This window comes from Pseudomonas sp. M1, from assembly GCF_022760135.1.
Taxonomy (GTDB): Bacteria; Pseudomonadota; Gammaproteobacteria; order Pseudomonadales; family Pseudomonadaceae; genus Pseudomonas; species Pseudomonas citronellolis.
Map to the genome: position 1 here is coordinate 6,606,938 of NZ_CP094343.1, position 24,215 is coordinate 6,631,152.

Sequence of the window (24,215 nt, forward strand, 5' to 3'; positions counted from 1 at the left end):
GAAGTGCAGGAGAAACTCCGCGCAAAACGAAAACGCCGGGCATCTGCCCGGCGTTTTCGTTGCCTCGACCCCGTCAGCCCAGGTTCTTGCCCAGCAGCGCGTGGTACAGCTCGCTGTCGCCGAGCACGCCGACCACGCGGCTCTGCTCCTGCAGCACCAGCTTGTGGCCGGTCTGGTAGCGGATCTGCAGGGCGTCGCGCATGCGGATGCTGACGTCCACCAGGGTCGGCTCGTGCTTGAGCTTTTCCACCGGGTCGCCCGGGCGCCATTGCTGCAGGTCGATGATGTTGCTGCCCTGGCGCGCGGTCTTGATCTGGTTGGTCTCGGTGAGGCCGATCCAGCAGTCGCGGCCCTGGTCGAAGCACACCTCGCCGTCCTGCCGGCGGCACTGGTCCAGGCCGCGCATCAGGCTGGAGCCGCACAGCACGTTGAGCGGGTTGGTGTGGGCGACGAAGGTGCGCACGTAGTCGTCCGCCGGGTTCAGCACGATCTCCTCGGGCTTGCTGTGCTGGATGATGCGGCCGTCCTTCATGATGGCGATGCGCGAGCCGATCTTCAGCGCCTCGTCCAGGTCGTGGCTGACGAAGACGATGGTCTTGTGCAGCTGGCGTTGCAGCACCAGCAGTTCGTCCTGCAGCTGCTGGCGGATCAGCGGGTCCAGCGCCGAGAAGGGCTCGTCCATCAGCAGGATGTCGCCGTCCATGGCCAGCGCGCGGGCCAGGCCGACGCGCTGCTGCATGCCGCCGGAGAGTTCGTCCGGGCGCTTGTCGCGCCACTGCGACAGGCCCACCAGTTCGAGCTTCTCGTCGATCACCTTCTTGCGCTCGGCGGCCGGGCGGCCCTGCATCTCCAGGCCGAAGCCGATGTTCTCGGCCACGGTCAGCCAGGGCATCAGGGCGAACTTCTGGAACACCATGGCGATGCGCTTGGTGCGCATGGTCTTGAGCGTCGCCGGCGAGCAGTTGGCGACGTCCACCTGCTGGCCTTCGTGCTCGATCAGCAGCTTGCCGCGGCTGACCGTATTGAGGCCGTTGATGCAGCGCAGCAGGCTCGACTTGCCTGAGCCGGACAGGCCCATCATCACGCAGATTTCACCGCGCTCGACGTCCAGGTTGGCGTCCTCCACGCCCAGCACCTGGCCGGTGCGCTTGAGGATTTCCTGACGGCCCAGGCCTTCGTCGAGCAGGCGCAGGGCTTCCTTGGTGTTCTTGCCGAAGATCACATCGACGTTCTTGAATTCAATCGCAGCCATGGTTGCTTACCTCCCCCGCAGCGAGCGTTGCTTGCACACCCGGTCGAGCAGGATGGCGAGCAGGACGATGGCCAGGCCGGCCTCGAAGCCCAGGGAGATGTCCGCGGTGTTCAGCGCGTTCACCACCGGCTTGCCGAGGCCGTCGGCGCCTACCAGCGCGGAAATCACCACCATCGACAGCGACAGCATGATGCACTGGGTGATGCCGGCGCCGATGCTGGGCATGGCGTGCGGCAGTTCGATTCGGGTCAGCAGCTGCCAACGCGAGCAGCCGAAGGCCTTGCCGGCGTCCATCAGCTCCGCCGGCACGTCCTGGATGCCCAGGCAGGTCAGGCGGATGGGCGCGGCGATGGCGAAGATCACCGTGGAGATCAGCCCCGGCACCACACCCAGGCCGAACAGCGTCAGGGTGGGGATCAGGTAGACGAAGGTGGGCACCGTCTGCATCAGGTCCAGCAGCGGGCGCAGGGCGGTGTAGAACCAGGGCTTGTGCGCCGCGAGGATGCCCAGGGGCACGCCGATGGCGACGCACACCAGGGTGGCGAAGATGACCTGGGCCAGGGTCTCCATGGTTTCCTGCCAGTAGCCCAGGTTGAGGATCAATAGCAGCGAGGCCAGGGCGAACAGCGTCAGGCCGATGCTGCGCTGGATGAAGTGCACCAGGCCCACCATGATGGCGGTGAGCAGCAGCGGGTGGAACCACAGCAACCCGCCGGTGACACCGTGGATGAGGAACTCGAGGACGTCCGAGATCTTGTCGAAGACCGCCGAACCATGGCGGGTGAGCCAGTCGACGAAGGCGGCGATGTGCTCACCGAGGGGGATCTTGTGTTCAGTCAGAAACATAGTGCGGGCCCATCAAGCAAGGTGGAAGCGACCGGCCAGGGTCACTTGGCGAAAGCGACCTTGGCCGCGGCGAGCGCCGGCTTGCCGTCACGCGTGGTGACGCCAGCCAGCCAGGCATCGAGCAGTTCCGGGTGATCCTTCAACCAGGCCTTGGCCGCGTCCTCGGGCTTCTTGCCCTCGTTGAGCACGGCGTCCATCAGTTTGTTTTCCATGTCCAGGGTGAAAGTGAGGTTGGTCAGCAGCTTGCCGACGTTCGGGCATTCCTGGACGTAGCCCTTGCGCACGTTGGTGTAGATGGTCGCGCCGCCGTAGTTGGGGCCGAACACGTCATCGCCACCCTGCAGGTACTGCATCTTGAAGCGGGTGTTCATCGGGTGCGGTTCCCAGCCGAGGAACACGATCCACTGGCTGCGGCGGTCGGCGCGGCCCACCTGCGAGAGCATGCCGGCCTCGCTGGACTCCACCAGCTTGAACTTGCCCAGGTCGAACTGGTTCTTGTCGATCATGCCCTGGACCAGGCGGTTGCCGTCGTTGCCCGGCTCGATGCCGTAGATCTTGCCGCCGAGCTTGTCGGAGAACCTGGCGATGTCGGCGAAGGTCTTCAGCCCGCCGTCGTAGGCCGCCTGGGTGACCGCCAGGGTGTACTTGGCGCCCTCCAGGTTGGCCCGCACGGTTTCCACCGAGCCGTTGTCGGCGTAGGGCTTGATGTCGTTGGCCATGCTCGGCATCCAGTTGCCGAGGAAGACGTCGAGGTCCTTGTTCGCCAGCGAGCGATAGGTCACCGGCACGGAAAGCATGTTCACCTTGGTGGTGTAGCCGAGCGACTCCAGCACCTGGCGAGTGGTCGCGGTGGTGACGGTGATGTCGGTCCAGCCGACGTCGGAGAAGCGAACCGTGCCGCACGACTCAGGTTCAGCGGCCTGAACCACCAGCGGCGTACTCAGGGACACAGCCAGTAGCAAAGACTTGCAACCTTTCATGAGCGTACTCCTCTACGGGATGGGGCGATCTGCGTGGGTTTCTAGGTGGGCCGCGCCGGGACGCGGGCCCTTTCTTCGTCGATTCGGAAACGATCATGGAACAGGAAAAATCCGCCGCATACCGGGTGCGTCGCAACCAGTGCAGGCGAAGTCGCAATCAGCACCAGGGGTGTCGCATCCAGTTCCACGGCCCTGTTCCGGCGTCCCGGCGGCGTCGCTCTCACTGCTGGGCGACGGCCTTGGACTGGGCCTGGGCGCGCGGCTGCACGCCCTTGAGCCAGGCGTCGCGCACCTGCGGGTTGGCCTGCAACCAGTCCTTGGCGGCCTGGCGCGGATTGCTCCGTTCGTTGAGCACCGCGTCCATCAGGCGGTTCTCCATGGCCAGGTCGAATTTCAGGTTGCGCAGCAGCTGCGCGACGTTCGGGCATTCATCAAGATAGCCGGCCCTGACGTTGGTGTAGACGGTGGCGCCGCCGTAGTTCGGGCCGAAATAGGCATCGCCGCCTTCCAGGTAGCGCATCTGCAGGCGGGTGTTCATCGGGTGCGGTTCCCAGCCGAGGAACACGATCGGCTGCTTGAGGGCGCCGGCGCGGCGCACCGAGGCGAGCATGTCGGCCTCGCTGGACTCCACCAGCTGGAAGTCGCCCAGGCCGAAGGCCTTCTCGGCGATCATCTTGCGGATCAATTGGTTGCCGTCGTTGCCCGGCTCGATGCCGTAGATCTTGCCGCCCAACTGCTCCTTGAACCTGGCGATGTCGGCGAAGCTCTTCAGGCCGGCGTCGTAGGCATACTGGGGAACGGCGAGGGTGTACTTGGCGCCCTCCAGGTTGGCGCGCACCGTCTGCACCTGGCCGTTGTCGGCGTAGGGCTTGATGTCCGCGGCCATGCTCGGCATCCAGTTGCCGAGGAAGACGTCGATGCGCTTCTCGGCCATGGCCTTGTAGGTATCGGGGACGGAGAGACGCTCGACCTTGGTGCGGTAGCCCTGTTCACTGAGCACCAGGCGGGTGACGGCGGTGGTGACAGTGATGTCGGTCCAGCCGACATCGGCGAAACGGACCAGCGAGCAGGACTGTGGTTCGGCGGCCTGGGCCAGGCCTGAGCAAAGAACGGGTAACGCCAACAGCGACAACAGAAAACACTTCATGAGGTCAGCCTCTAGCAATTACGGGGAGGGGTCAAGCGCAGGTCCGAAGGCGAAACCCTAGCCGTTCGTCGACCGTTCATCATGAAACACCCCGAAATATGGGGCTGTCGACCGATTGATGTTGTCTATCGACCAAGTCTCAAATTCGTAATTATTTGTCGCATTAGCGACATCGCCTGGCACGATTCTTCCCGTGTCGCACGCCGCGGCGCTTTTGGATAAGGCCAAGTCGGTGCCGGACGCCGGCCCCGCCGGCCGAGGGCCGATGATGCCCCGCATCAGGAGTGCCCGCGGGCGCTCCGCATCACGCCCAGTTCCTGCGGAGGCCGGCATGGCTATCAGTGTGTTCGACCTGTTCAAGATCGGTATCGGCCCTTCCAGCTCGCATACCGTCGGCCCCATGCGCGCCGCCGCCCTGTTCGTCGGCGCCCTGCGCGAGCGCCAGCTGCTGCCGCGCATCGACCGCGTCGAAGTGAAGCTCTACGGCTCCCTCTCCGCCACCGGCGTCGGCCACGGCACCGACCGCGCCGTGATCATGGGCCTGATGGGCGAATGGCCCGACCGCATCGACCCCAGCCAGATCGCCCCGCGCATGGCCGAGTTGCTCGGCAGCGGCGAACTGCTCCTGGCCGGCGAGCGGCGCATTGCCTTCGACTGGGTGCGCGACATGCGCCTGCTGGAGGAGAACCTGCCCTACCACCCCAACGCCATGAGCCTGGTCGCCTACGAAAACGGCGCCGAGCTGTATGCCGACACCTACTACTCCATCGGCGGCGGCTTCGTCGTCGATGCCGAGCAGGCCGCCGCCGGTTCCCTCGACCAGGACGCCACCCGCCTGCCCTATGACTTCAACAGCGCCGCCGAGCTGCTGCAGCTGTGCCGCCGCCACAACCTGCGCGTGTCCCAGCTGATGCTCGCCAACGAGCGCATGTGGCGCAGCGACACCGACACCCGCGACGGCCTGATGCGCATCTGGCGCGCCATGCAGGACTGCGTGAACAACGGCCTCAAGGCCGAGGGCATCCTCCCCGGCGGCCTCAACGTGCAGCGTCGCGCCGCCCGCCTGCACCGCAACCTGCTGGAGATCGGCAAGCCCAACGTCATCGGCTCCACCCTCAGCGCCATGGAGTGGGTCAACCTCTACGCCCTGGCGGTCAACGAGGAGAATGCCGCCGGCGGGCGCATGGTCACTGCGCCCACCAACGGCGCGGCCGGCATCGTCCCGGCGGTGCTGCACTACTACATGCGCTTCAACCCCGATGCCAGCGAGCAGGACGTGGTGGACTTCTTCCTCGCCGCCGCCGCGGTGGGCATCCTGTGCAAGAAGAACGCCTCCATCTCCGGCGCCGAAGTCGGTTGCCAGGGCGAGGTCGGCTCGGCCTGCGCCATGGCCGCCGCCGGCCTGGCCGAAGTGCTCGGCGCCAGCCCCGAGCAGGTCGAGAACGCCGCCGAGATCGGCCTGGAGCACAACCTGGGCCTGACCTGCGACCCGGTCGGCGGCCTGGTCCAGGTGCCCTGCATCGAGCGCAACGCCATCGCCGCGGTGAAGGCCATCAACGCCGCACAGATGGCCCTGCGCGGCGACGGCCAGCACTTCATCAGCCTCGACCAGGCCATCCGCACCATGCGCGACACCGGCGCCGACATGCACGACAAGTACAAGGAAACCTCCCGCGGCGGCCTGGCCGTCAGCATCATCGAGTGCTGACCCCCTTTTGCTCACTCCGCGCGCCCGGCGCCACCTTTTGGCGCAGCGTCGCGCCGTTATCGGACAGGTCTGACAAGCGTTACTTTCGGAAAATGCTGGCACTCGGCAGCCACGGGCCGAGTGCTACCAAATGCCCCAGAGGCCGCGCCCCATAGGCGTTTGCGACATGTCTGGGGTCGCATCCAAGCTCCCAAAAGCGCCGTTCCCAGGCGCTTTTCTTTTTTTATTGAACGCCCAATCAACATAGGCACGGCATTTGCCTTGCTCTTGGAAGCGGTGGTGACCTGCGGGTCACCCAGGCAGAAAACAAGCATAAGAAAGCCCCTCAGGGGCAACCGTGACTAGCGTGAGGAGATCGAGCATCATGAATGCTTTCAACCCCGGAGTTCCCCCGCAAAACCGAGCTCCGCAGTCCATCGGCTTCCTGCTGCTGGACAACTTCACCCTGATCTCCCTGGCCTCGGCGGTGGAACCGCTGCGCATGGCCAACCAGCTCTCCGGCAGGGAGCTGTACCGCTGGCACACCCTCACCCTCGACGGCCGCCAGGTATGGGCCAGCGACGGCCTGCAGATCACTCCCGACGCCAGCACCGACGGCGCCCCGCCGATGGATTCGCTGATCGTGGTCGGCGGCGTGGGCATCCAGCGCAGCGTCACCCGCGAGCACGTGAGCTTCCTGCAGACCCAGGCGCGCCTGGGCCGCCGCCTCGGCGCGGTGTGCACCGGCAGCTGGGCGCTGGCCCGCGCCGGCCTGCTCGACGGCTACGACTGCAGCGTGCACTGGGAATGCCTGGCAGCGATGCAGGAGGCCTTCCCGCGGGTGGCCATGAGCACCCGCCTGTTCTCCATCGACCGCAACCGCTACACCTCCTCCGGCGGCACCGCGCCGATGGACATGATGCTGCACCTGATCGGCCGCGAGCACGGCCGCGAGCTGTCGGCGGCGATCTCCGAGATGTTCATCTACGAGCGCATCCGCAACGAGCAGGACCACCAGCGCGTGCCGCTCAAGCACATGCTCGGCACCAACCAGCCGAAGCTGCAGGAAATAGTCGCGCTGATGGAAGCCAACCTGGAAGAGCCAATCGACCTCGACGAACTGGCGGTCTACGTCAACGTCTCGCGGCGCCAGCTGGAGCGGCTGTTCCAGAAGTACCTGCACTGCTCGCCGTCGCGCTACTACCTGAAGCTGCGCCTGATCCGCGCGCGCCAGCTGCTCAAGCAGACCTCGATGTCGATCATCGAGGTGGCCTCGGTGTGCGGCTTCGTCTCCACCCCGCACTTCTCCAAGTGCTACCGCGAATACTTCGGCATCCCGCCACGCGACGAACGCCAGGGCCAGCCGATCGGCCAGCCGGTGATGGTCATGCCGATACCCCAGGACCTGGCGCTGATGCCGCACTCCTCGGCGATCTCGGCGCTGAGCCAGGCGCAGGGGGAGTCGACCTTTGCCAGTGTGAGGGTTTGAGGGGGCTTTTTGCTCCGACGGCGGATAACCGCGAACGGTTATACGTCCTACGTTCTTCACCTGTGGCTTTGGTGTCTCGGTTTGGCTCTGCCCCTCTCCCTAACCCTCTCCCTGAAGGGAGAGGGGACCGTTGGGCAGGGTTTGACGTTATGGCGTTAACCGGCTAGCGCAGAGGTTTCCGGCGGAAACCATTACCTTTCTCGGCACGGACAAGCCCCCTCTCCCTTCAGGGAGAGGGCTGGGGAGAGGGAATGGAGGTAACCTGAGACACCCATGCGACCGGCGAGCACCGTTCGCGAGCAAGAACTGGGCGTCCCCCTCGCTCCTACGAACAGCCATCAGGCCACAGGACGTAGCTCAACCACTCGTCACAGCACTCGCCACGCACTTGTCCCGCCCGCTGCGCTTGGCTTCCAGCAGTGCCGCATCGGCCCGGCTGAGTGTCTGCGAGTAGCTCTCGCCCAGGCGGTATTCGGCCACGCCGAAGCTGGCGGTCACCGACAGCGCCTCGGTGCCCACGCGCACGGCCAGCGAGCGGATGTCCTGGCGTACCCGGTCGATCACCTGGTCGGCGTCGGCCATGGCGGTTTCCGGCAGCAGCAGGAGGAACTCCTCGCCGCCCCAGCGCCCGCACAGGTCGTACTGGCGCAGCGCGGCCTGCATGGTGCAGCCGATCTCCACCAGCACGCGGTCGCCCACCTCGTGGCCCCAGGTGTCGTTGACCTGCTTGAAGTGGTCGATGTCGAGGATCACCAGCACGTAGGGCTTGCCGCTGCGCTGGGCGCGCTCGCTTTCCTCGCGCAGGCGCTCCATCAGCAGGCGGCGGTTGCCGATGCCGGTCAGCGGGTCGTGGGTGGAGGCCTCGCGCAGCGCCACGTTGAGGTCGCGCATCATGTTCTGGTAGCGGTCGGAGATGCGCGCGACCTTCTCCAGCTGGCGCAACTGCTTGTGGTAGCGCTCGGACAGCGTCGAGTTCTGCGCCCGCGCCATCGACTGGAAACCGTCGGAAATCCGCGCGATGCGCTCCAGGCGCGCGAGCTGGTCGAGGGACTGCTGGTGCTTGAGGAACAGCGCCTCGCGCAGCGGATGGTCGAAATACTGCGGGTCGGCCAGCAGCTCCTCGATCAACAGGTCCAGCTCGCGTTCGCTGTTCATGGCATCACTCGTCGTAGGGCTGTATGACGAACGGGAAGCTACAGTCTTCGCGGAATTCCTCGGCCAGTTCGGCGACGCGCTCGTTGCGGCGGTCGTAGTGCCAGCTCACCTGGGTCTGTCGACCGTTACGGTGGGCTTCCTCGAGCAGGTCGAAGATATCCATCATCGCCTTGATCGAACTGGTATTGAGGTATAGCAGACGCAGGTCCAGTGCCAGCGGGCGCTGCTCCCCGGCGAGGAAGCGTTCCACCCATTCGATCACCTGGCCGAAGAGTTCGTAGGAGTTCTCGGGATAGGAGTCGCCCTGCATGGCCAGGACGCCGGCTTCCCAGTCACCGTGGATCGACGGGGTGGACTGGGTGCCGCTGATGTGAAGGTCACTCATACCTTTGTATTCCTGAAACGCGTGGTCAGATCACGGCGCGCAGACTGAAGAACGCGCGCCCATCGGGTTGTTCGGTAAGGGAGGTCTGCAAGGGCATGCTGGACTTGCGGGCGATGTCCAGCAGGCCCAGGCCGGCGCCGCTGCTGACCCCGGAATCGCGCGGGCGGCGCAGCTGCTCCTTGTAGGCCGCCTTGAGCTGGGCCTTGTCGAGCCCGGCGATGGCCTCGATGTTGCGCACCAGCTCGCGGCCGTCCGCCAGCTCCACCAGGTTGCCGGCGGACACCACGTAGTGGCCGTCGTCGTCGCGGGCGATGGCCACGGTGGCCGAGGCGTCCTGGTCGCCGTAGCCGCGCTGGGTGGCGTAGTGGCGGATGTTCTGGGTCATCTCGATGTAGACCGCGAAGACGTCCATGGCCTCGCTGGGGTGCGCCTGCTCGGCCTGCATGTAGTTGCGCAGGGCGTGGCCGATCTCTTCGATCAGGCTGCGCGAGATCGGGCCGTTGAAGCACAGCAGGATGCGTTGTCGGGTGTAGCTTTCACGCATGGCCAACAGGTCTAGTGTCTCCATGGCGTACTCCTACTCGAATCGGAAGGACAGGATGGTGATGTCGTCGCGTTGCGGCCGTTCGCCCTGATAGTCCGCCAGGGTAGCGGCAAACACCCGCGCCTGCTCGGCCAATGGCAGACGTGAATGACGGCGCAGCAGTTCGGCGAAGCGGCTGTTGCCGAAACCGAAGCCGTGCTCGCCGCCGGCCTGGTCGAGGAAGCCGTCGGTGCACAGGTAGAAGGTCCAGCCCGGCTCCAGCGGCAGCTGGATATTCTCGTACTCTCCCTGGCGCTTGTCGCCGATGGCGCGACGGCCGCCCTTGTATTCGCGAACCTCGTCACCATTGCTGGCGAACAACGAGATCTTCGCCCCGGAGAAGTGCAGCAGCCGGCGGCCGTGGTCGACGCGCACGAAGCCGGCATCCATGTTGGTGGCCAGGGCCTGGGTCACCCGCTCCTGGCCGATCATGCCGCGCATCACCTGGTCGGTCTCGCGCAGGATCGACGCAGGGTCGTGGCTCTGCACGCTGTCGATGGCGTGGTCGATGGCGGCCAGCGCCAGCATGGTCATGAGCGCGCCGGGCACGCCGTGGCCGGCGCAGTCGACCACGCCGATCAGGCTGTCCTCGCTGCCTTCGCGGTAGATGTAGAAGTCGCCGCCGACCACGTCGCGCGGCTTCCACAGCACGAAATGGTGCTGGCCGAGGGACGACTGCAGCTGGCGGTCGGGCAGGATGGCGCGCTGGATCAGGCTGGCGTAGTCGATGGAATCGCCGATCTTCTTCTGCGCCGCGGCCATCTCGCGGTTGGCCTGCTCCAGGGCCTGGGTGCGCTGGCGCACCTTGTCCTCCAGGTCCTCGGTGTGCCGGCGGACCTGGTTGGCCATGCTGGCGAAGGCGTCGGACAGCTCGCCGATCTCGTCGCCGCGGGACTTGGGCAGCGGGTTGTCGTACTGCCCGGCGGCAATCGCCTTGGCCGACTGGCGCAGGCCGCGCAGCGGCTTGAGCAGCAGCAGCTCGACGGTGTAGGCGAAGCCGATCAGCAGTAGCGCCAGCAGGCCCAGCAGGGTGCCCGCCAGCGGCCAGATCCAGCGGCTGTCGAGCACCTGCGCGGCATGCAGGTCGACGGCGCTGAGCACGTGCCAGCGCAGCTCGGGAATGTACGCGGTGGCCAGCAGCTGCCGCTTGCCGTCGAGGGTGGCCCAGAAGGTGCGCACCTCGCCCGGGTGCGCCTGGGCGTCGTCCAGCACCTGGCGCAGGCCCTTGCGTTCCTCGTCGCTGGCCAGCAGGTCGAAGACCCGGTGGCCATCGTTCCCGGCGGTGCCGGCGCCGGAACTCAGGGCGATCAGCTTGCGGTCCGGGTGCGCCTGGATGGCGCCGTCGGCGTCGACGATCATCGGCGTCACCCCGGGCTCGCGGCGCGAGATGAACTGGTCGAGGAAGGCGGTCAGGTCCAGCCCGCCGCCGGCCAGGCCGACCTTGTGGTTGCCGGCGATGACCTGGACGTTGAACCAGACCTTGGTGGCGCGCAGCTTGGCGTCGTAGTTGACGTTGATGTTGTAGGGGCTGTCGCTGGCCATGGTCGCGAAGTACCAGGCGTCCTGCGGGTCGTCGCGGCTGAGGGTGTAGCGCGGGGCGTTGGACAGCGGCGAGGTGGAGTCATTGAAGTAGTAGTGCAGCGAGGAGTCGACGATGACGAAGTAGGAATACTCGCCCTGGTCGCCGCGGTAACCGTCGGCCTCACGGAAAAAGCGCGTGCGCCGCTCGGAACTGCTCTCGTCCAGCAGCCAGTCCTGGGTCACCACCGACTCGGCCAGGCGCCGCGACAGCGACAGCTCGCGGATCACCGGGGCGAGAATCTTCTGCTGGTTGAGCAGAGTGAAGTTCTTCGCATAGGCCAGGCCGAAGTGCGTGCGGATGTCCTCCATCGCCTTCCAGCCGAGCAGCACCGCGGGAACCAACGCCAGAACGCAGGCCAGTAACAGCGCTACCACCGATTTGCCGCGCAATCCCCATCGTGCCGCCATGGCTGTCCCCAGAAATCCCGTTCGCCGAGTCAGTGTCGTTCTTTTGGCGAAAGCGCAATTGTGCAGGCGAGCCTTTCCCCAGGCAATGCAAATTAATGGCTATTTGCCATATTTTTGACGTCATCCGACTGACTCATTCTAGACGCGATTTCCCCCGCCGCCACGGCGCACCCGCTGCAGCACAGGGAGGCGGTCCTCCCGGGGTCTTGCGCCTCAGCCGGCGGCGAAGGCCGCGTGCAGTTCGCCCAGGTTGGCGAAGTAGTGCGCCGGGCTTTCGGCCAGCAGCTCCTCGCGGCTGCCGAAGCCATAGCCGACGCCGGCGGCGCTCAGGCCGTTGCGGTGCGCGCCGATCAGGTCGTGCTTGCGGTCGCCGATCATCAGCGTCTGCGCCGGGTCCAGGCCTTCGAGGCGCAGCAGGTGCTCGATCAGCTCCACCTTGTTGGTGCGAGTGCCGTCCAGCTCGCTGCCGTAGATCACCTTGAAGTGCCGGGCGAAGTCGAAATGCCGGGCGATCTCGGCGGCGAACACGGTGGGCTTGCTGGTGGCGATGAACAGCGTGCGGCCCTGGCCGCCAAGCAGCGCCAGCAACTCGCCGACGCCGTCGAACACCCGGTTCTCGTACAACCCGGTGTCCTTGAAGCGCACCCGGTAATGGTTCACCGCCTCCCAGGCCCGCGCCTCGTCGAAGCCATAGGTGCTCATGAAGCACTGCAGCAGCGGCGGGCCGATGAAGTGTTCGAGCCGGCGCAGGTCCGGCTCGTCGATGCCCAGCTGCGCCAGGGCATACTGGATCGAACGGGTGATGCCCTCGCGCGGGTCGGTGAGGGTGCCGTCGAGGTCGAAGAGGATGTTCTGGTAGTGCATGGGAACTCACTTGGGCTGGGCCGGGCGCAGATTGACGCTGACGCCGCCTGGCGAAAAGAGATGGCTGACGGACGGCCTACCCGGCATAGCCCTCCGCAATGTGCTGGTCCTTCAGCTTCACGTAGTTGCCCGCGGTATAGGCGAAGAAGGACCTTTCCTTGTCGCTCAGCGGGCGGGCCTTCTTCGCCGGGCTGCCGACGTAGAGGAAGCCGCTTTCCAGCACCTTGCCCGGCGGGACCAGGCTGCCGGCGCCGAGGATGACTTCGTCTTCTATCACCGCGCCGTCCATGACGATGCAGCCCATGCCCACCAGCACGCGGTTGCCGACGCTGCAGCCGTGCAGCAGGACCTTGTGGCCGACGGTCACTTCGTCGCCGATGGTCAGCGGGAAGCCGTCGGGGTTGTAGGGGCCGGCGTGGGTGATGTGCAGCACGCTGCCGTCCTGGATGCTGGTCCGGTTGCCGATGCGGATGCGGTGCATGTCGCCGCGGATGGTCACCTGCGGCCACACCGAGCTGTCGGCGCCGATTTCGATGTCGCCGATGAGCACGGCGCTGGGGTCGACGAAGACGCGTTCGCCGAGTTGCGGCGTTTTACCCTGATACGAACGTATGGCCACGATAGTTTTCCTTCAGGCTGCGGATGCCGTCGATTGTATTTAAGATGGCCGGGTGTTTCCTCAGCCAAGGTTGCCACCGTGAGCGCGAATCCCCTTCTGCAGTCCTACGACCTGCCGCCCTTCTCCGCCATCCGCCCCGAGCATGTGAAGCCGGCCATCGAGCAGATACTCGCCGACAACCGCGCCGGCATTGCGCGCATCCTCGCCGAACAGGGCGCCAACCCCAGCTGGGACGGCCTGGTGCTGGCCATGGACGAACTGCATGCGCGCCTGGGCGCGGCCTGGAGCCCGGTGAGCCACCTCAACGCCGTGTGCAACAGCGCCGAACTGCGCGAGGCCTATGAAGGCTGCCTGCCGCTGCTCTCGGCCTACTGGACCGAGCTGGGCCAGAACCGCGAGCTGTTCAAGGCCTACGAGGCCCTGGCCGCCAGCCCCGCCGCGGCGAACTTCGACGTGGCGCAGAAGACCATCCTGGAACATGCCCTGCGCGATTTCCGCCTGTCGGGCATCGACTTGCCGGCCGAGCAGCAGAAGCGCTACGCCGAGATCCAGGCGCGCCTGTCCGAGCTGGGCAGCCGCTTCTCCAACCAGTTGCTGGACGCCACCCAGGCCTGGACCAAGCACGTCACCGACGAGGCGGCGCTGGCCGGCCTGACCGACTCGGCCAAGGCGCAGATGCAGCAGGCCGCGCAGGCCAAGGGCCTGGACGGCTGGCTGATCAGCCTGGAATTCCCCAGCTATTTCGCGGTGATGACCTACGCCGACGACCGCGCCCTGCGCGAAGAGGTCTACGCCGCCTACTGCACCCGCGCCTCCGACCAAGGCCCCAACGCCGGGCAGAACGACAACGGCCCGGTGATGCAGGAAATCCTCGACCTGCGCCAGGAGCTGGCGCGCCTGCTGGGCTACGCCAACTTCTCGGCGCTGTCGCTGGCGACCAAGATGGCCGAATCCCCGGAGCAGGTGCTGCACTTCCTGCGCGACCTGGCGGTGCGCAGCAAGCCCTACGCCCAGCAGGACCTCGACCAGCTCAAGGCCTACGCCGCCGAGCAGGGCTGCGCGCAGCTGCAGAGCTGGGACTCCGGCTACTACGGCGAGAAGCTGCGCGAGGCGCGCTACAGCGTGTCGCAGGAAGCGCTGCGCGCGTACTTCCCGGTGGACAAGGTGCTGTCCGGCCTGTTCGCCATCGTGCAGAAGCTCTACGGCATCCAGATCCGCGAGCTGCATGACTTCGAGCGCTGGCACCCGGACGTGCGCCTGTTCGAGATCGAGGAGAACGGCCAGCACGTCGGGCGCTTCTACTTCGACCTCTACGCCCGCGCCAACAAGCGCGGCGGCGCCTGGATGGACGGCGCCCGCGACCGCCGCCGCGACGCCGCCGGCCAGCTGATCGCCCCGGTCGCCTACCTGGTGTGCAACTTCACCCCGGCGGTGAACGGCAAGCCGGCGCTGCTCACCCACGACGAAGTGACCACGCTGTTCCACGAATTCGGCCATGGCCTGCACCACCTGCTGACCCGCGTCGAGCACGCCGGCGCCTCGGGCATCAACGGCGTGGCCTGGGACGCGGTGGAGCTGCCCAGCCAGTTCATGGAGAACTGGTGCTGGGAGCCCGAGGGCCTGGCGCTGATCTCCGGCCACTACGAGACCGGCGCGCCGCTGCCCCAGGACATCCTGGAGAAGATGCTGGCGGCGAAGAATTTCCAGTCCGGCCTGATGATGGTGCGCCAGCTGGAGTTCTCGCTGTTCGACTTCGAGCTGCACACCAGCCACGGCGACGGCCGCAGCGTGCTCGACGTGCTCAACGGCGTGCGCGACGAGGTGGCGGTGATGCGCCCACCGGCGTACAACCGCTTCGCCAACAGCTTCGCGCACATCTTCGCCGGCGGCTACGCGGCCGGTTACTACAGCTACAAGTGGGCGGAAGTGCTGTCGGCAGACGCCTTCTCGCGCTTCGAGGAAGAGGGCGTGTTCAACCCGCAGACCGGCGCGGCCTTCCGCGAGGCCATCCTGGCCAAGGGCGGCTCCCAGGAGCCGATGGCGCTGTTCGTCGCCTTCCGCGGCCGCGAGCCGTCGATCGACGCGCTGCTGCGCCATTCCGGCCTGACCGGGGAGGCTGCGTGATGGCCGAGGTGAAGAAGCGCTTCATCGCCGGCGCGGTATGCCCGGCCTGCAGCGAGCAGGACAAGATCCTGATGTGGGACGAGGACGGCGTGCCGCACCGCGAGTGCGTGGCCTGCGGCTACGCCGACACGCTCAATGCCCAGGGGCAGTCGGTGCCGAAGGAGTTGGCTACGCGGGTCAATACCAGTGGGTTGAAGAAGCCGGATGATCCGAAGGTGCAGGGGGTGCAGTTCTTTCCTAATCCGAAGCTGAAGAAGAAGGATTGAGGTTGCTGGGGGCTATCGGTGCTGGGGGTTAGAGCGCCCTCTCCCTAACCCTCTCCCTGAAGGGAGAGGGGACCGTTCGGCGTGCTTGGGTATTCCTGAGTCAGCCGGCAACTCTGCAGGTTTCAGGTGAAACCAAACTTTCTCTCAGCACGGACTAGCCCCCTCTCCCTTCAGGGCGGGGCGCGCAGCCGAGGGCTGGGGAGAGGGTTGCGGAGGCGACCTCATACACCAGCGCAGCCGGTAGACTCCATTCGCGAGCAATCTCGCTCCTACCCCTCTCTCCCCCTCCTCACCAACCACTCCTCCAGCGCCGCCGCCGGCAACGGCCGCGAGAACAGGTAGCCCTGGGCCACCGGGTAGCCCTGCTGGCGCAACAGCTCCAGTTGCGCCTCGTCCTCCACTCCTTCGGCGACCACCATCAGCTCCAGGCTGCGGCCGATGTTCATCACCGCGTCGGTCAGCGCCTGCGCCGCCGCGCCGGCGTTCAGCTCGGCGACGAAGCTGCGGTCGAGCTTCAGCTCGCTGATCGGCAGGCGGTGCAGGTAGCCGAGGCTGGAGTAGCCGGTGCCGAAGTCGTCCATCGACAGGCGCACGCCCAAGCCATGCACGGCGCGGAGGATGTCGAGGGTCGCCGGGTGGTTGTCCAGCAGCATGCCTTCGGTGATTTCCACCACCAGGTCGGTGCCGGCCAGGCCGTTGCGCTGCAGCAGGTCCTGCAGGCGGGCCGGCAGGTCGGGATCGCGGAAGTCGGCGGGGGACAGGTTGACCGCCACCGCCGGAACGTGGATGCCGCGCCGGCGCCAGTCGGCCAGTTGCCGGCAGGCCTCGCGCAGCACCCACTGGCTGAGTTCGCCGATGATGCCGCACTCCTCGGCCAGGGGAATGAAGCGGTTCGGCGCCACCGCGCCGAGTTGCGGGTGGCGCCAGCGGGCCAGGGCTTCCACCGCGTGCACGCGGCCGTCGTCCAGGCGCACCTGGGGCTGGTAGTGCAGGCTCAGTGCCTGGCGCTGCACGGCCTCGCGCAGCGCGCTTTCCAGGGCCAGGCGTTCCTGGGCGCGCTGGTTCATCTCTTCGCTGAAGAAGCGGTAGCTGCCGCGCCCGCCGTTCTTCGCCTGGTACATGGCGATGTCGGCGCGGTGCAGCAGCGTCTCCATGTCCCGGCCGTTGCTGGGGAACAGGCTGATGCCGATGCTCGCCAGGGTGATCAGGCTGACGCCGCCCACCCGGTGCGCCAGGGCCAGGCGGGCGAGGATGCGCTCGGCGATCTGCGAGGCGAGCAGGCCGCCGCAGTACGGCAGCACCACCACGAACTCGTCGCCCGAAAGACGCCCCACCAGGCCCTGCTCGCGCACCACTTCCTGCAGGCGCGCCGCCACCAGGCGCAACAGCTCGTCGCCGGCCGGGTGGCCGAGGGAATCGTTGATCTGCTTGAAGCGGTCCAGGTCGATGAACAGCACCGCCATTTCCGCCTCGTCGTTCTCGATGCGCGTCATCGCCTGCTCGGCCTCGGCCAGCAGCAGGCTGCGGTTGGGCAGGCCGGTGAGGGTGTCGTAGAAGGCCAGTTGGCGGATGTGCGCGCGGGCTTCCTCGCGCTCCAGGGCCAGGGCGCAGAGCGGCAGGCTGACGTCCACCAGGCGCAGGTGCAGCTCGTCCGGGCCGCGGCACTGCTCGTAGTAGAAGGCGAAGGTGCCGATGACGCGGCCCTCGCTGTTCTTGATCGGGCTCGACCAGCAGGCCTTCAGGCCCAGGGGCAGCGCCAACTGGCGGTAGTCGTCCCACAGCGGGTCGCTGGCGATGTCGCTGACCATCACCGCCTTGCCCCGGTAGGCCGCGGTGCCGCAGCTGCCGGCGTGGGGGCCCATGCGCGCGCCCTCGATGGACTGCGAGAAGGTCTCCGGCAGGCTCGGCGCGGCCAGCGGGTGCATGCGCCCCTGGGCGTCCACGCGCAGGATCGAGGCCTTGACCTCCGGGGCGATGCGCTCCACCTCGCGGCACACCAGGTCCATCACGTCCACCAGCGGGCGCTCGCGCACCAGGGCGTCGAGCACCTTGTTCTGCAGCACTTCGTGCAGCTTGGTGTGGGTGATGTCGGTGAGCAGCATCACCGAGTTCACCGGCTGGCCGCGGGCATCGAGGATGGGGTTGGCCACCACCGAGCACCACAGCGGCCGGCCGATCAGGTCGCGCACCAGCTCTTCGCTGCGGAACAGCCCGGCGCCGGCCTGGCGCCAGCGCCGCACGCTGGCCTGGGGCACCTGCAGCAGCTCCGAGGGGTAGCGCCCCTGGGCCTGCTCGGCGTTCCAGCCGAACATGCGGCTGAAGCCGGCATTGACGTAGAGGATGCGCCCCTCGCGGCCGGTGACGATGACTGCGTTGTCGGTCTCGTTGGCGGCCAGCGACAGTACGTCCATCTGCTCGCGCTGGCGGCGCTGCAGGGTGCAGTCCTTGACGAAGGCGGTGAGCAGGCGCTTGCCGTCGAACTCAATGTGCGAGATCGACATCGAGCCCCACAGCCGGCTGCCGTCGCGGCAGCGCATCGGCACCTCGCTGCGGCTGCCGACGATGCCCTCGGTGTCCAGGCTGGCGTCCAGGCGCGGACGCACCTCCCGGGGCAGCAGCAGGCCGACGTCCTGGCCCAGCACCGCCTCGCGGGAATAGCCCCACAGGCGCTCCGCGGCGGCGTTGAACAGCAGCACGCGGTTGTGCTCGTCCAGCACCACCACGCCATCGATGGCCTGTTCGAGAATCTGCGCGAAGACATCCGGGAGCTGGTCGTAGGGCATTGCTGGCATCCATCTCGGAAACGCACTTGGGCTTTCTTCCTGCATGACAGTGCCCTCGGGTGGCCCACCAGGAAAGCGTAGTGGTTGAAAGACCTGCACGGATAATAGCCATTTGACATATCACCTGGGGCGCCTATCCCGGAAACATTGGAGAACCGCAGCGCCGCCCGGCGGACTAGGCTATTAGGCATTTGCAGGAAGGAGCCGCCAGTGCCCCCTCGCCCCGCCCCCGACACCACAGTCCCCGACAGGGAGCACAACGGACGTGCTTGACCGTTACCACCTGCTCCAGTCCCTGCGCGCCACGCGCGTCTCGCGCATGCCGGTGAACCCGGTGCTGCAGGAAGTGGCCACGCCCACCGGGCAAGTGCTGTTCTTCCTCCTGCTCGGCGGCGGCCTGGTCTACACCTTCGGCAACCTGGCCCTGGACATCCTCGCCCAGGGCGGCCAGCTGCGCCCCAGCGGCACCCTGCTGGTGCTGGCCCTGGCGCTGCTGATCGCCCTGGGCTTCGAGTTCATCAACGGCTTCCACGACACCGCCAACGCGGTGGCCACGGTGATCTACACCAACGCCCTGCCGCCGCAGCTGGCGGTGGGCTGGTCGGGGTTGTGGAACCTGCTCGGCGTGCTCTTCTCCAGCGGCGCGGTGGCCTTCGGCATCGTCACCCTGCTGCCGCTGGACCTGCTGCTGCGGGTGGACAGCGCCGCCGGCCTGGCGATGATCTTCGCCCTGCTCGGCGCCTCCATCCTGTGGAACCTCGGCACCTGGTGGCTGGGCCTGCCGGTATCGTCGTCGCACACCCTGATCGGCTCCATCGTCGGCGTGAGCCTGGCCCACGGCGTGCTGAGCGGCGAACTGGGCATCGACGGCAGCGCCTGGGAGCAGTTGCAGAAGGTCGGCTACGCCCTGCTGCTGTCGCCGCTGCTGGGCTTCCTCGGCGCCGGCCTGCTACTGCTGGGCATGCGCGCGGTGGCGCGGCGCAAGACGCTGTTCAGCGCGCCCCAGGGGCGCCAGCCGCCGCCGCTGGGCATCCGCGCGCTGCTGGTGCTGACCTGCACCGGGGTGTCCTTCGCCCATGGCTCCAACGACGGGCAGAAGGGCATCGGCCTGATCATGCTGATCCTCGCCGCGCTGATGCCGCTGAGCTTCGCCGTCGACCGCGGCCAGGCGCCGGCCCAGGTGCAGCAGCTGCGCGAACTGGCGCACCGGGCCGAACTGCAGCTGCGCCGGCTGGCCCCGGATGACATCCCCACGGCCCCGCGCCGGGTGCTGCTGGACTACCAGAGCGAGCAGCGCCTGACCCCCGAGGTGCTGCCGGCGCTGGCCGCGCAACTGCACAACATAGGCGCGCGCCTGCGCGGCCACGACGACCTGAGCGGGCTGCCCGACGACGAGGTGCTGGCGCTGCACAACGAGCTGTATCTGAGCGTGGAGACCATCCGCCAGCTCGACCGCACCGAGCAGGTCTTCGACGTCGACACCTGGAGCACCCTGCAGGCCCTGCGCGACCGCAGCCTGGACACCGTCCAGTTCATCCCGCCGTGGGTCAAGGTGGCGGTGGCCCTGGCCCTCGGCCTGGGCACCCTGGTGGGCTGGCGGCGCATCGTCACCACCGTCGGCGAGGGCATCGGCAAGCAGCCGCTGACCTACGCCCAGGGCGCCAGCGCGCAGCTCACCGCGATGCTCACCATAGGCGCGGCGGACATCTATGGCCTGCCGGTGTCCACCACCCAGGTGCTGTCCTCCGGCGTCGCCGGGACCATGACCGCCAACGGCAGCGGCCTGCAATGGCAGACCATCCGCAACATGCTGCTGGCCTGGGTGCTGACGCTGCCGGCGGCGATCTGCCTGGCGGCGTTGCTGTACTGGTTGTTGCGGGTGTTGATCTGAGGTCGGCAATGGCATGAGCGCCGGCCCTGCCGGCGGAATCGCGGATGAATCCGCTCCTGCGGGGTGCGGGAGAAACACTCTCGTAGGATGGGTTGAGCGAAGCGATACCCATCACCATTAGTAGAGCGCACAACCGTTCGCGGTTGTACGCCGCTGCCCAACCCGATGTCGGGTTCGGAGCGCCTTGAGGCGGGGCTTCGGGTTTGGGTCCGCAGGGGGCCTGGGGCCATGGTCAAACGGCGGATAACCGCGAACGGTTATCCGCCCTACGCCCGGCCATCCATCGGCGGGGGCTGTCATTCGCATGGGAATACTGTATTTATATACAGTAAATTCTGGAGCCCACCTATGTCCTCTTCCCTGCCGCCACGTGGCCGCGGCACCGCCAGCAACCCGCACAACCGCTTCGCGCCGACCCGCAGCGAGGCCGAGGACGACGGCTGGTACCAGGACGAGGCGCCGCCCTGCCGCGCCACCGAGGTGCGGATGGAGCAGGCGAAGACGGTGATCAGCCGCAACCAGTCGCCGGACGTCGGCTTCGACCGCTCGATCAACCCTTACCGCGGCTGCGAGCACGGCTGCATCTACTGCTTCGCACGGCCCAGCCACGCCTACTGGGACCTGTCGCCGGGCATCGACTTCGAGACGCGCCTGATCGCCAAGACCAACCTCGCCGAGCGTCTGGAGGCGGAGCTGAGCAAGCCCGGCTACGTGCCGCGGCCCATCGCCCTGGGCATCAATACCGACGCCTACCAGCCGCTGGAGCGCGAGCAGCGCCTGACGCGCCAGGCGCTGGAGATCCTGCTGCGCTTCCGCCACCCGCTGCACATCATCACCAAGGGCTCGCTGATCCTGCGCGACCTCGACCTGCTGGGCGAACTGGCCAGCCTCAACCTGGTCAGCGTGGCCTTCAGCCTTACCACCCTGGACAACGAGCTCAAGCGCATCATGGAGCCGCGCACCGCCAGCCCCGGCGCGCGCCTGCGCGCCATGCGCACCCTGCACGAGCACGGCGTGCCGGTCAGCGCGGTGCTGGCGCCGATGATCCCGATGGTCAACGACATGGAGCTGGAACGCCTGCTGGAAGCCGCCCACGACAACGGCGCGCGCTCGGCCGGCTACATCCTCCTGCGCCTGCCGCTGGAGATTTCCGAGCTGTTCCAGCAATGGCTGCAGGCGCACTTCCCCGACCGCGCCGAGCATGTGATGAGCCTGATCCGCCAGAGCCGCGGCGGCAAGGACTACGACAGCCGCTTCGGCACGCGCATGCGCGGGGAAGGCGTGTTCGCCGAACTGCTGGCCAAGCGCTTCCAACTGGCCGCCCGCCGCCTGGGGCTGGACCGCCGCGACTACGGTGGGCTGGACTGCTCGCTGTTCCAGGTCCCGCGGGCACAGATGAGCCTGTTCTGAGGCGGCGCATTCACATCATCGGGCCATGATAGCTTGTCGGCATCATCGGCGATCTTGCCTTAAAGATGTCTGTAACGTGCGAGATAGAGCGTTTATTTAATTTTTGATTAATCTTCCTTGTCTAGGGTTGCCGACAGGATGACCAAACGGTCACGAACATCATTTCCCAACGTTTGTGTCTTTTCGCCATGTGCGAAACGTCGGCAAGCATGGGAAAAATCCATCGTCACTCTTCGAGGCTCATGCAATGAACGACAAATCGCACGGTGAGGAGCACATCACGGAGAATGCCGACGAGGCCCTGCGGCGCATCGTCGAAGGTTTCCGCCAGTTCCGCCAGGAGGTCTTCCCGCAACAGGAAGCGCTGTTCAAGAAGCTCGCCCATGCGCAGAACCCGCGCGCCATGTTCATCACCTGCGCGGATTCGCGCATCGTCCCCGAACTGATCACCCAGAGCTCGCCGGGCGACCTCTTCGTCACCCGCAACGTCGGCAACGTGGTGCCGCCCTACGGGCAGATGAACGGCGGCGTGTCCACCGCCATCGAGTTCGCGGTGATGGCCCTGGGCGTGCAGCACATCATCGTCTGCGGGCATTCCGACTGCGGCGCCATGAAGGCCGTGCTCGACCCGCAGACGCTGGAGCGCATGCCCACGGTGAAGGCCTGGCTGCGCCACGCCGAAGTGGCCAAGACGGTGGTCGAGCAGAACTGCGGCTGCGCCAGCCACGACACCCTGGACATCCTCACCGAGGAAAACGTGGTGGCCCAGCTCGACCACCTGAAGACCCACCCCTCGGTGGCCGCGCGCCTGGCCAGCGGCCAGTTGTTCATCCACGGCTGGGTCTATGACATCGAGACCAGCCAGATCAAGGCCTACGACGCCGAGGTGGGTCACTTCCTCCCGCTGGACGGCGAAGGCCCGATGCCCATGGCGACGCCGCGCCCGCGCTACTCGCAATCCTGACCCTCACGGGCACGGCGCCCACCTCCACAACGACAGCCGTGCCCGCTTCCTGACCTGACACCTGCCCGAACCCCGCGCCGGCCCGCCGGCGCGCCCTGACAACCTGCGCGTGTCGATGCCGCAGACCCGGCGTCGTGGGCTTTCTCGCGCCCGAAAAAGCCAAGGAGGAAAGCGCCATGCCCGTTCCCCAACCCCTTCATGCGCCCCTGCGCGCCCTCAAGGACAACCTGCCCCGCGACCTGCTGGCCTCGGTGGTGGTCTTTCTCGTCGCCCTGCCGTTGTGCATGGGTATCGCCATCGCTTCCGGCATGCCGCCGGCCAAGGGCATGCTCACCGGCATCGTCGGCGGCCTGGTGGTCGGCCTGCTGGCCGGCTCGCCGCTGCAGGTCAGCGGGCCGGCGGCGGGCCTGGCGGTGCTGGTCTTCGAACTGGTGCGCAGCCACGGCATGGCCATGCTCGGGCCGATCCTGCTGCTGGCCGGGCTGATCCAGCTGGTCGCCGGGCGCCTGCGCCTGGGCTGCTGGTTCCGCGTCACCGCGCCGGCGGTGGTGTACGGCATGCTCGCCGGCATCGGCATCCTCATCGTGCTGTCGCAGGTCCACGTGATGCTCGACCTCCAGCCACAGGCATCAGGGCTGGACAACCTGCTGGCGTTCCCCGGCGCCCTCGCCGCCTCGCTGGGCAACGGCCCGCAGGCCCTGGCCCTGGGCCTCGGCACCATGGCGCTGATGTGGGGCTGGGAACGCTTCCGCCCGGCGCGTCTGCGCTTCCTGCCCGGCGCCCTGCTCGGGGTGAGCGCGGCGACCCTGGCGAGCCTGGCGCTGCCCATGGACGTGCTGCGGGTGGAAGTGCCGGAACAGCTCAGCCAGGCCATCGACTGGCTCCGCCCGGCCGACCTGCTGCGCCTGGCCGAACCCGAGCTGCTGCTGGCGGCCCTGGCGGTGGCCTTCATCGCCAGCGCCGAGACGCTGCTCTCCGCCGCCGCGGTGGACCGCATCCACCAGGGGCCGCGTTCGGACATGGACCGTGAGCTGTCCGCCCAGGGCGTCGGCAACCTGATCTGCGGCCTGCTCGGCGCGCTGCCGATGACCGGGGTGATAGTGCGCAGCTCGGCCAACGTGCAGGCCGGCGCCCGCAGCCGCCTGTCCGCCATCCTCCACGGCCTCTGGCTGCTGGCCTTCGTCGCCCTGCTCGGCGGGCTGCTGCGGCAGATCCCCATCGCCAGCCTGGCCGGGGTGCTGGTCTACACCGGGCTCAAGCTGGCCGATCCCAAGGCGCTCACCGGCCTGCTGCGCTACGGGCGGATGCCGGCGCTGGTGTACCTGGCCACGGCTTTGGGCATCGTCCTCACCGACCTGCTCACCGGCGTGCTGGTGGGCTTCGCCCTGACCCTGCTCAAGCTGGCGCTGAAGGCCGCGCGGCTGAAGGCCAGCCTGCACTACAACGGCACCGGCGACGAAGCCGAGCTGCGCCTGGTGGGCGCCGCCACCTTCCTGCGGGTACCGCAGCTGGCGCGCCTGCTGGACCAGGTGAAGCCGGGCACCACGCTGCACGTGCCGCTGCAGCACCTGCGCTACATCGACCACGCCTGCATGGAGCTGCTGGAGGACTGGGGCCGCGCCGCGGCGGCCAAGGGCTGCCGGCTGAGCCTGGAAAGCCACGGCCTGCGCCGCCGCCTCGAAGGCCGCGCACGGCGCGAGGCGGGAGCGGCAGGTTCGTAGGATGGGTTTCTGCTGTCATGCCGCGACACGCATGACAGCCGGATCGCGGATGAGATCCGC

General features: G+C 67.3%; 19 protein-coding genes. 8 read left to right on the forward strand and 11 right to left on the reverse strand.

All coding sequences use genetic code 11. From position 1 onward, the window contains the following. Window positions 1–73 precede the first annotated feature (73 nt). The 4 genes from choV to PM1_RS29395 form a co-directional block, all read right to left on the reverse strand. Window positions 74–1,252 carry a choline ABC transporter ATP-binding protein gene (choV, locus tag PM1_RS29380; RefSeq protein ID WP_009614797.1) on the reverse strand — a complete coding sequence of 393 codons (1,179 nt, stop codon included), beginning with the start codon at window positions 1,250–1,252 and terminating at the stop codon, window positions 74–76. 6 nt (window positions 1,253–1,258) lie between these two features. Beyond that, window positions 1,259–2,098: a choline ABC transporter permease subunit gene (gene choW / locus PM1_RS29385; RefSeq protein WP_009614795.1), complete on the reverse strand. Its 840-nt coding sequence runs from the start codon at window positions 2,096–2,098 to the stop codon at window positions 1,259–1,261. 41 nt (window positions 2,099–2,139) lie between these two features. After that, window positions 2,140–3,078: a choline ABC transporter substrate-binding protein gene (locus PM1_RS29390; RefSeq protein WP_009614794.1), complete on the reverse strand. Its 939-nt coding sequence runs from the start codon at window positions 3,076–3,078 to the stop codon at window positions 2,140–2,142. Between the two features lie 220 nt (window positions 3,079–3,298). Beyond that, window positions 3,299–4,174 (reverse strand): choline ABC transporter substrate-binding protein, encoded by an 876-nt coding sequence (locus tag PM1_RS29395; protein ID WP_372241070.1) that lies wholly within the window; start codon window positions 4,172–4,174, stop codon window positions 3,299–3,301. Between the two features lie 382 nt (window positions 4,175–4,556). Between PM1_RS29395 and PM1_RS29400 the strand changes: the two genes are divergently transcribed. Then, a complete protein-coding gene (locus PM1_RS29400) occupies window positions 4,557–5,933 on the forward strand; it encodes an L-serine ammonia-lyase (RefSeq protein ID WP_009614791.1) in 1,377 nt (458 codons plus the stop codon). A gap of 364 nt (window positions 5,934–6,297) precedes the next feature. Beyond that, window positions 6,298–7,401, forward strand: coding sequence for a choline metabolism transcriptional regulator GbdR (gene gbdR, locus PM1_RS29405; RefSeq protein WP_009614790.1), 1,104 nt, complete (start codon window positions 6,298–6,300; stop codon window positions 7,399–7,401). Window positions 7,402–7,758: 357 nt separating this feature from the next. Here the strand turns inward: gbdR and siaD are convergent, their stop codons facing one another. The 6 genes from siaD to PM1_RS29435 form a co-directional block, all read right to left on the reverse strand. Then, a complete protein-coding gene (gene siaD, locus PM1_RS29410; RefSeq protein WP_009614789.1) occupies window positions 7,759–8,556 on the reverse strand; it encodes a biofilm regulation diguanylate cyclase SiaD in 798 nt (265 codons plus the stop codon). A 4-nt stretch (window positions 8,557–8,560) separates the two neighbouring features. Beyond that, on the reverse strand, window positions 8,561–8,941 hold the full coding sequence (siaC, locus tag PM1_RS29415) for a biofilm regulation phosphoprotein SiaC (protein WP_009614788.1): 381 nt from the start codon (window positions 8,939–8,941) through the stop codon (window positions 8,561–8,563). Window positions 8,942–8,966: 25 nt separating this feature from the next. Beyond that, window positions 8,967–9,509 (reverse strand): biofilm regulation protein kinase SiaB, encoded by a 543-nt coding sequence (gene siaB / locus PM1_RS29420; protein WP_009614787.1) that lies wholly within the window; start codon window positions 9,507–9,509, stop codon window positions 8,967–8,969. Between the two features lie 9 nt (window positions 9,510–9,518). Continuing rightward, a complete protein-coding gene (siaA, locus tag PM1_RS29425; RefSeq protein ID WP_009614786.1) occupies window positions 9,519–11,513 on the reverse strand; it encodes a biofilm regulation protein phosphatase SiaA in 1,995 nt (664 codons plus the stop codon). Window positions 11,514–11,726: 213 nt separating this feature from the next. After that, window positions 11,727–12,377, reverse strand: coding sequence for an HAD family hydrolase (locus PM1_RS29430; protein ID WP_009614777.1), 651 nt, complete (start codon window positions 12,375–12,377; stop codon window positions 11,727–11,729). A 76-nt stretch (window positions 12,378–12,453) separates the two neighbouring features. Further along, window positions 12,454–12,996 carry a gamma carbonic anhydrase family protein gene (locus tag PM1_RS29435; RefSeq protein ID WP_009614776.1) on the reverse strand — a complete coding sequence of 181 codons (543 nt, stop codon included), beginning with the start codon at window positions 12,994–12,996 and terminating at the stop codon, window positions 12,454–12,456. 78 nt (window positions 12,997–13,074) lie between these two features. Here PM1_RS29435 and prlC point away from each other — a divergent pair, with 78 nt between their 5' ends. After that, window positions 13,075–15,120, forward strand: a complete 2,046-nt coding sequence (prlC, locus tag PM1_RS29440; RefSeq protein ID WP_009614775.1) for an oligopeptidase A — start codon at window positions 13,075–13,077, stop codon at window positions 15,118–15,120. Continuing rightward, on the forward strand, window positions 15,120–15,386 hold the full coding sequence (locus tag PM1_RS29445; RefSeq protein WP_009614774.1) for a YheV family putative zinc ribbon protein: 267 nt from the start codon (window positions 15,120–15,122) through the stop codon (window positions 15,384–15,386). The genes prlC and PM1_RS29445 overlap by 1 nt, the downstream gene beginning before the upstream one ends. A gap of 269 nt (window positions 15,387–15,655) precedes the next feature. Here PM1_RS29445 and PM1_RS29450 read toward each other — a convergent pair whose 3' ends face one another. Continuing rightward, window positions 15,656–18,169: an EAL domain-containing protein gene (locus PM1_RS29450; RefSeq protein ID WP_009614773.1), complete on the reverse strand. Its 2,514-nt coding sequence runs from the start codon at window positions 18,167–18,169 to the stop codon at window positions 15,656–15,658. A gap of 319 nt (window positions 18,170–18,488) precedes the next feature. On the opposite strand from PM1_RS29450, the gene PM1_RS29455 reads away from it, so the two are divergent. The 4 genes from PM1_RS29455 to PM1_RS29470 all read left to right on the forward strand — a co-directional run bounded on the left by PM1_RS29455 (window position 18,489) and on the right by PM1_RS29470 (window position 24,155). Then, on the forward strand, window positions 18,489–20,060 hold the full coding sequence (locus PM1_RS29455) for an inorganic phosphate transporter (RefSeq protein ID WP_052059063.1): 1,572 nt from the start codon (window positions 18,489–18,491) through the stop codon (window positions 20,058–20,060). 348 nt (window positions 20,061–20,408) lie between these two features. Next, window positions 20,409–21,470, forward strand: a complete 1,062-nt coding sequence (locus tag PM1_RS29460) for a PA0069 family radical SAM protein (RefSeq protein ID WP_009614771.1) — start codon at window positions 20,409–20,411, stop codon at window positions 21,468–21,470. 247 nt (window positions 21,471–21,717) lie between these two features. After that, on the forward strand, window positions 21,718–22,434 hold the full coding sequence (locus PM1_RS29465) for a carbonic anhydrase (protein ID WP_009614770.1): 717 nt from the start codon (window positions 21,718–21,720) through the stop codon (window positions 22,432–22,434). Window positions 22,435–22,610: 176 nt separating this feature from the next. After that, the gene (locus PM1_RS29470; RefSeq protein ID WP_009614768.1) at window positions 22,611–24,155 is read left to right on the forward strand and encodes a SulP family inorganic anion transporter; all 1,545 of its coding nucleotides are present in this window, start codon (window positions 22,611–22,613) and stop codon (window positions 24,153–24,155) included. Window positions 24,156–24,215: the final 60 nt, after the last annotated feature.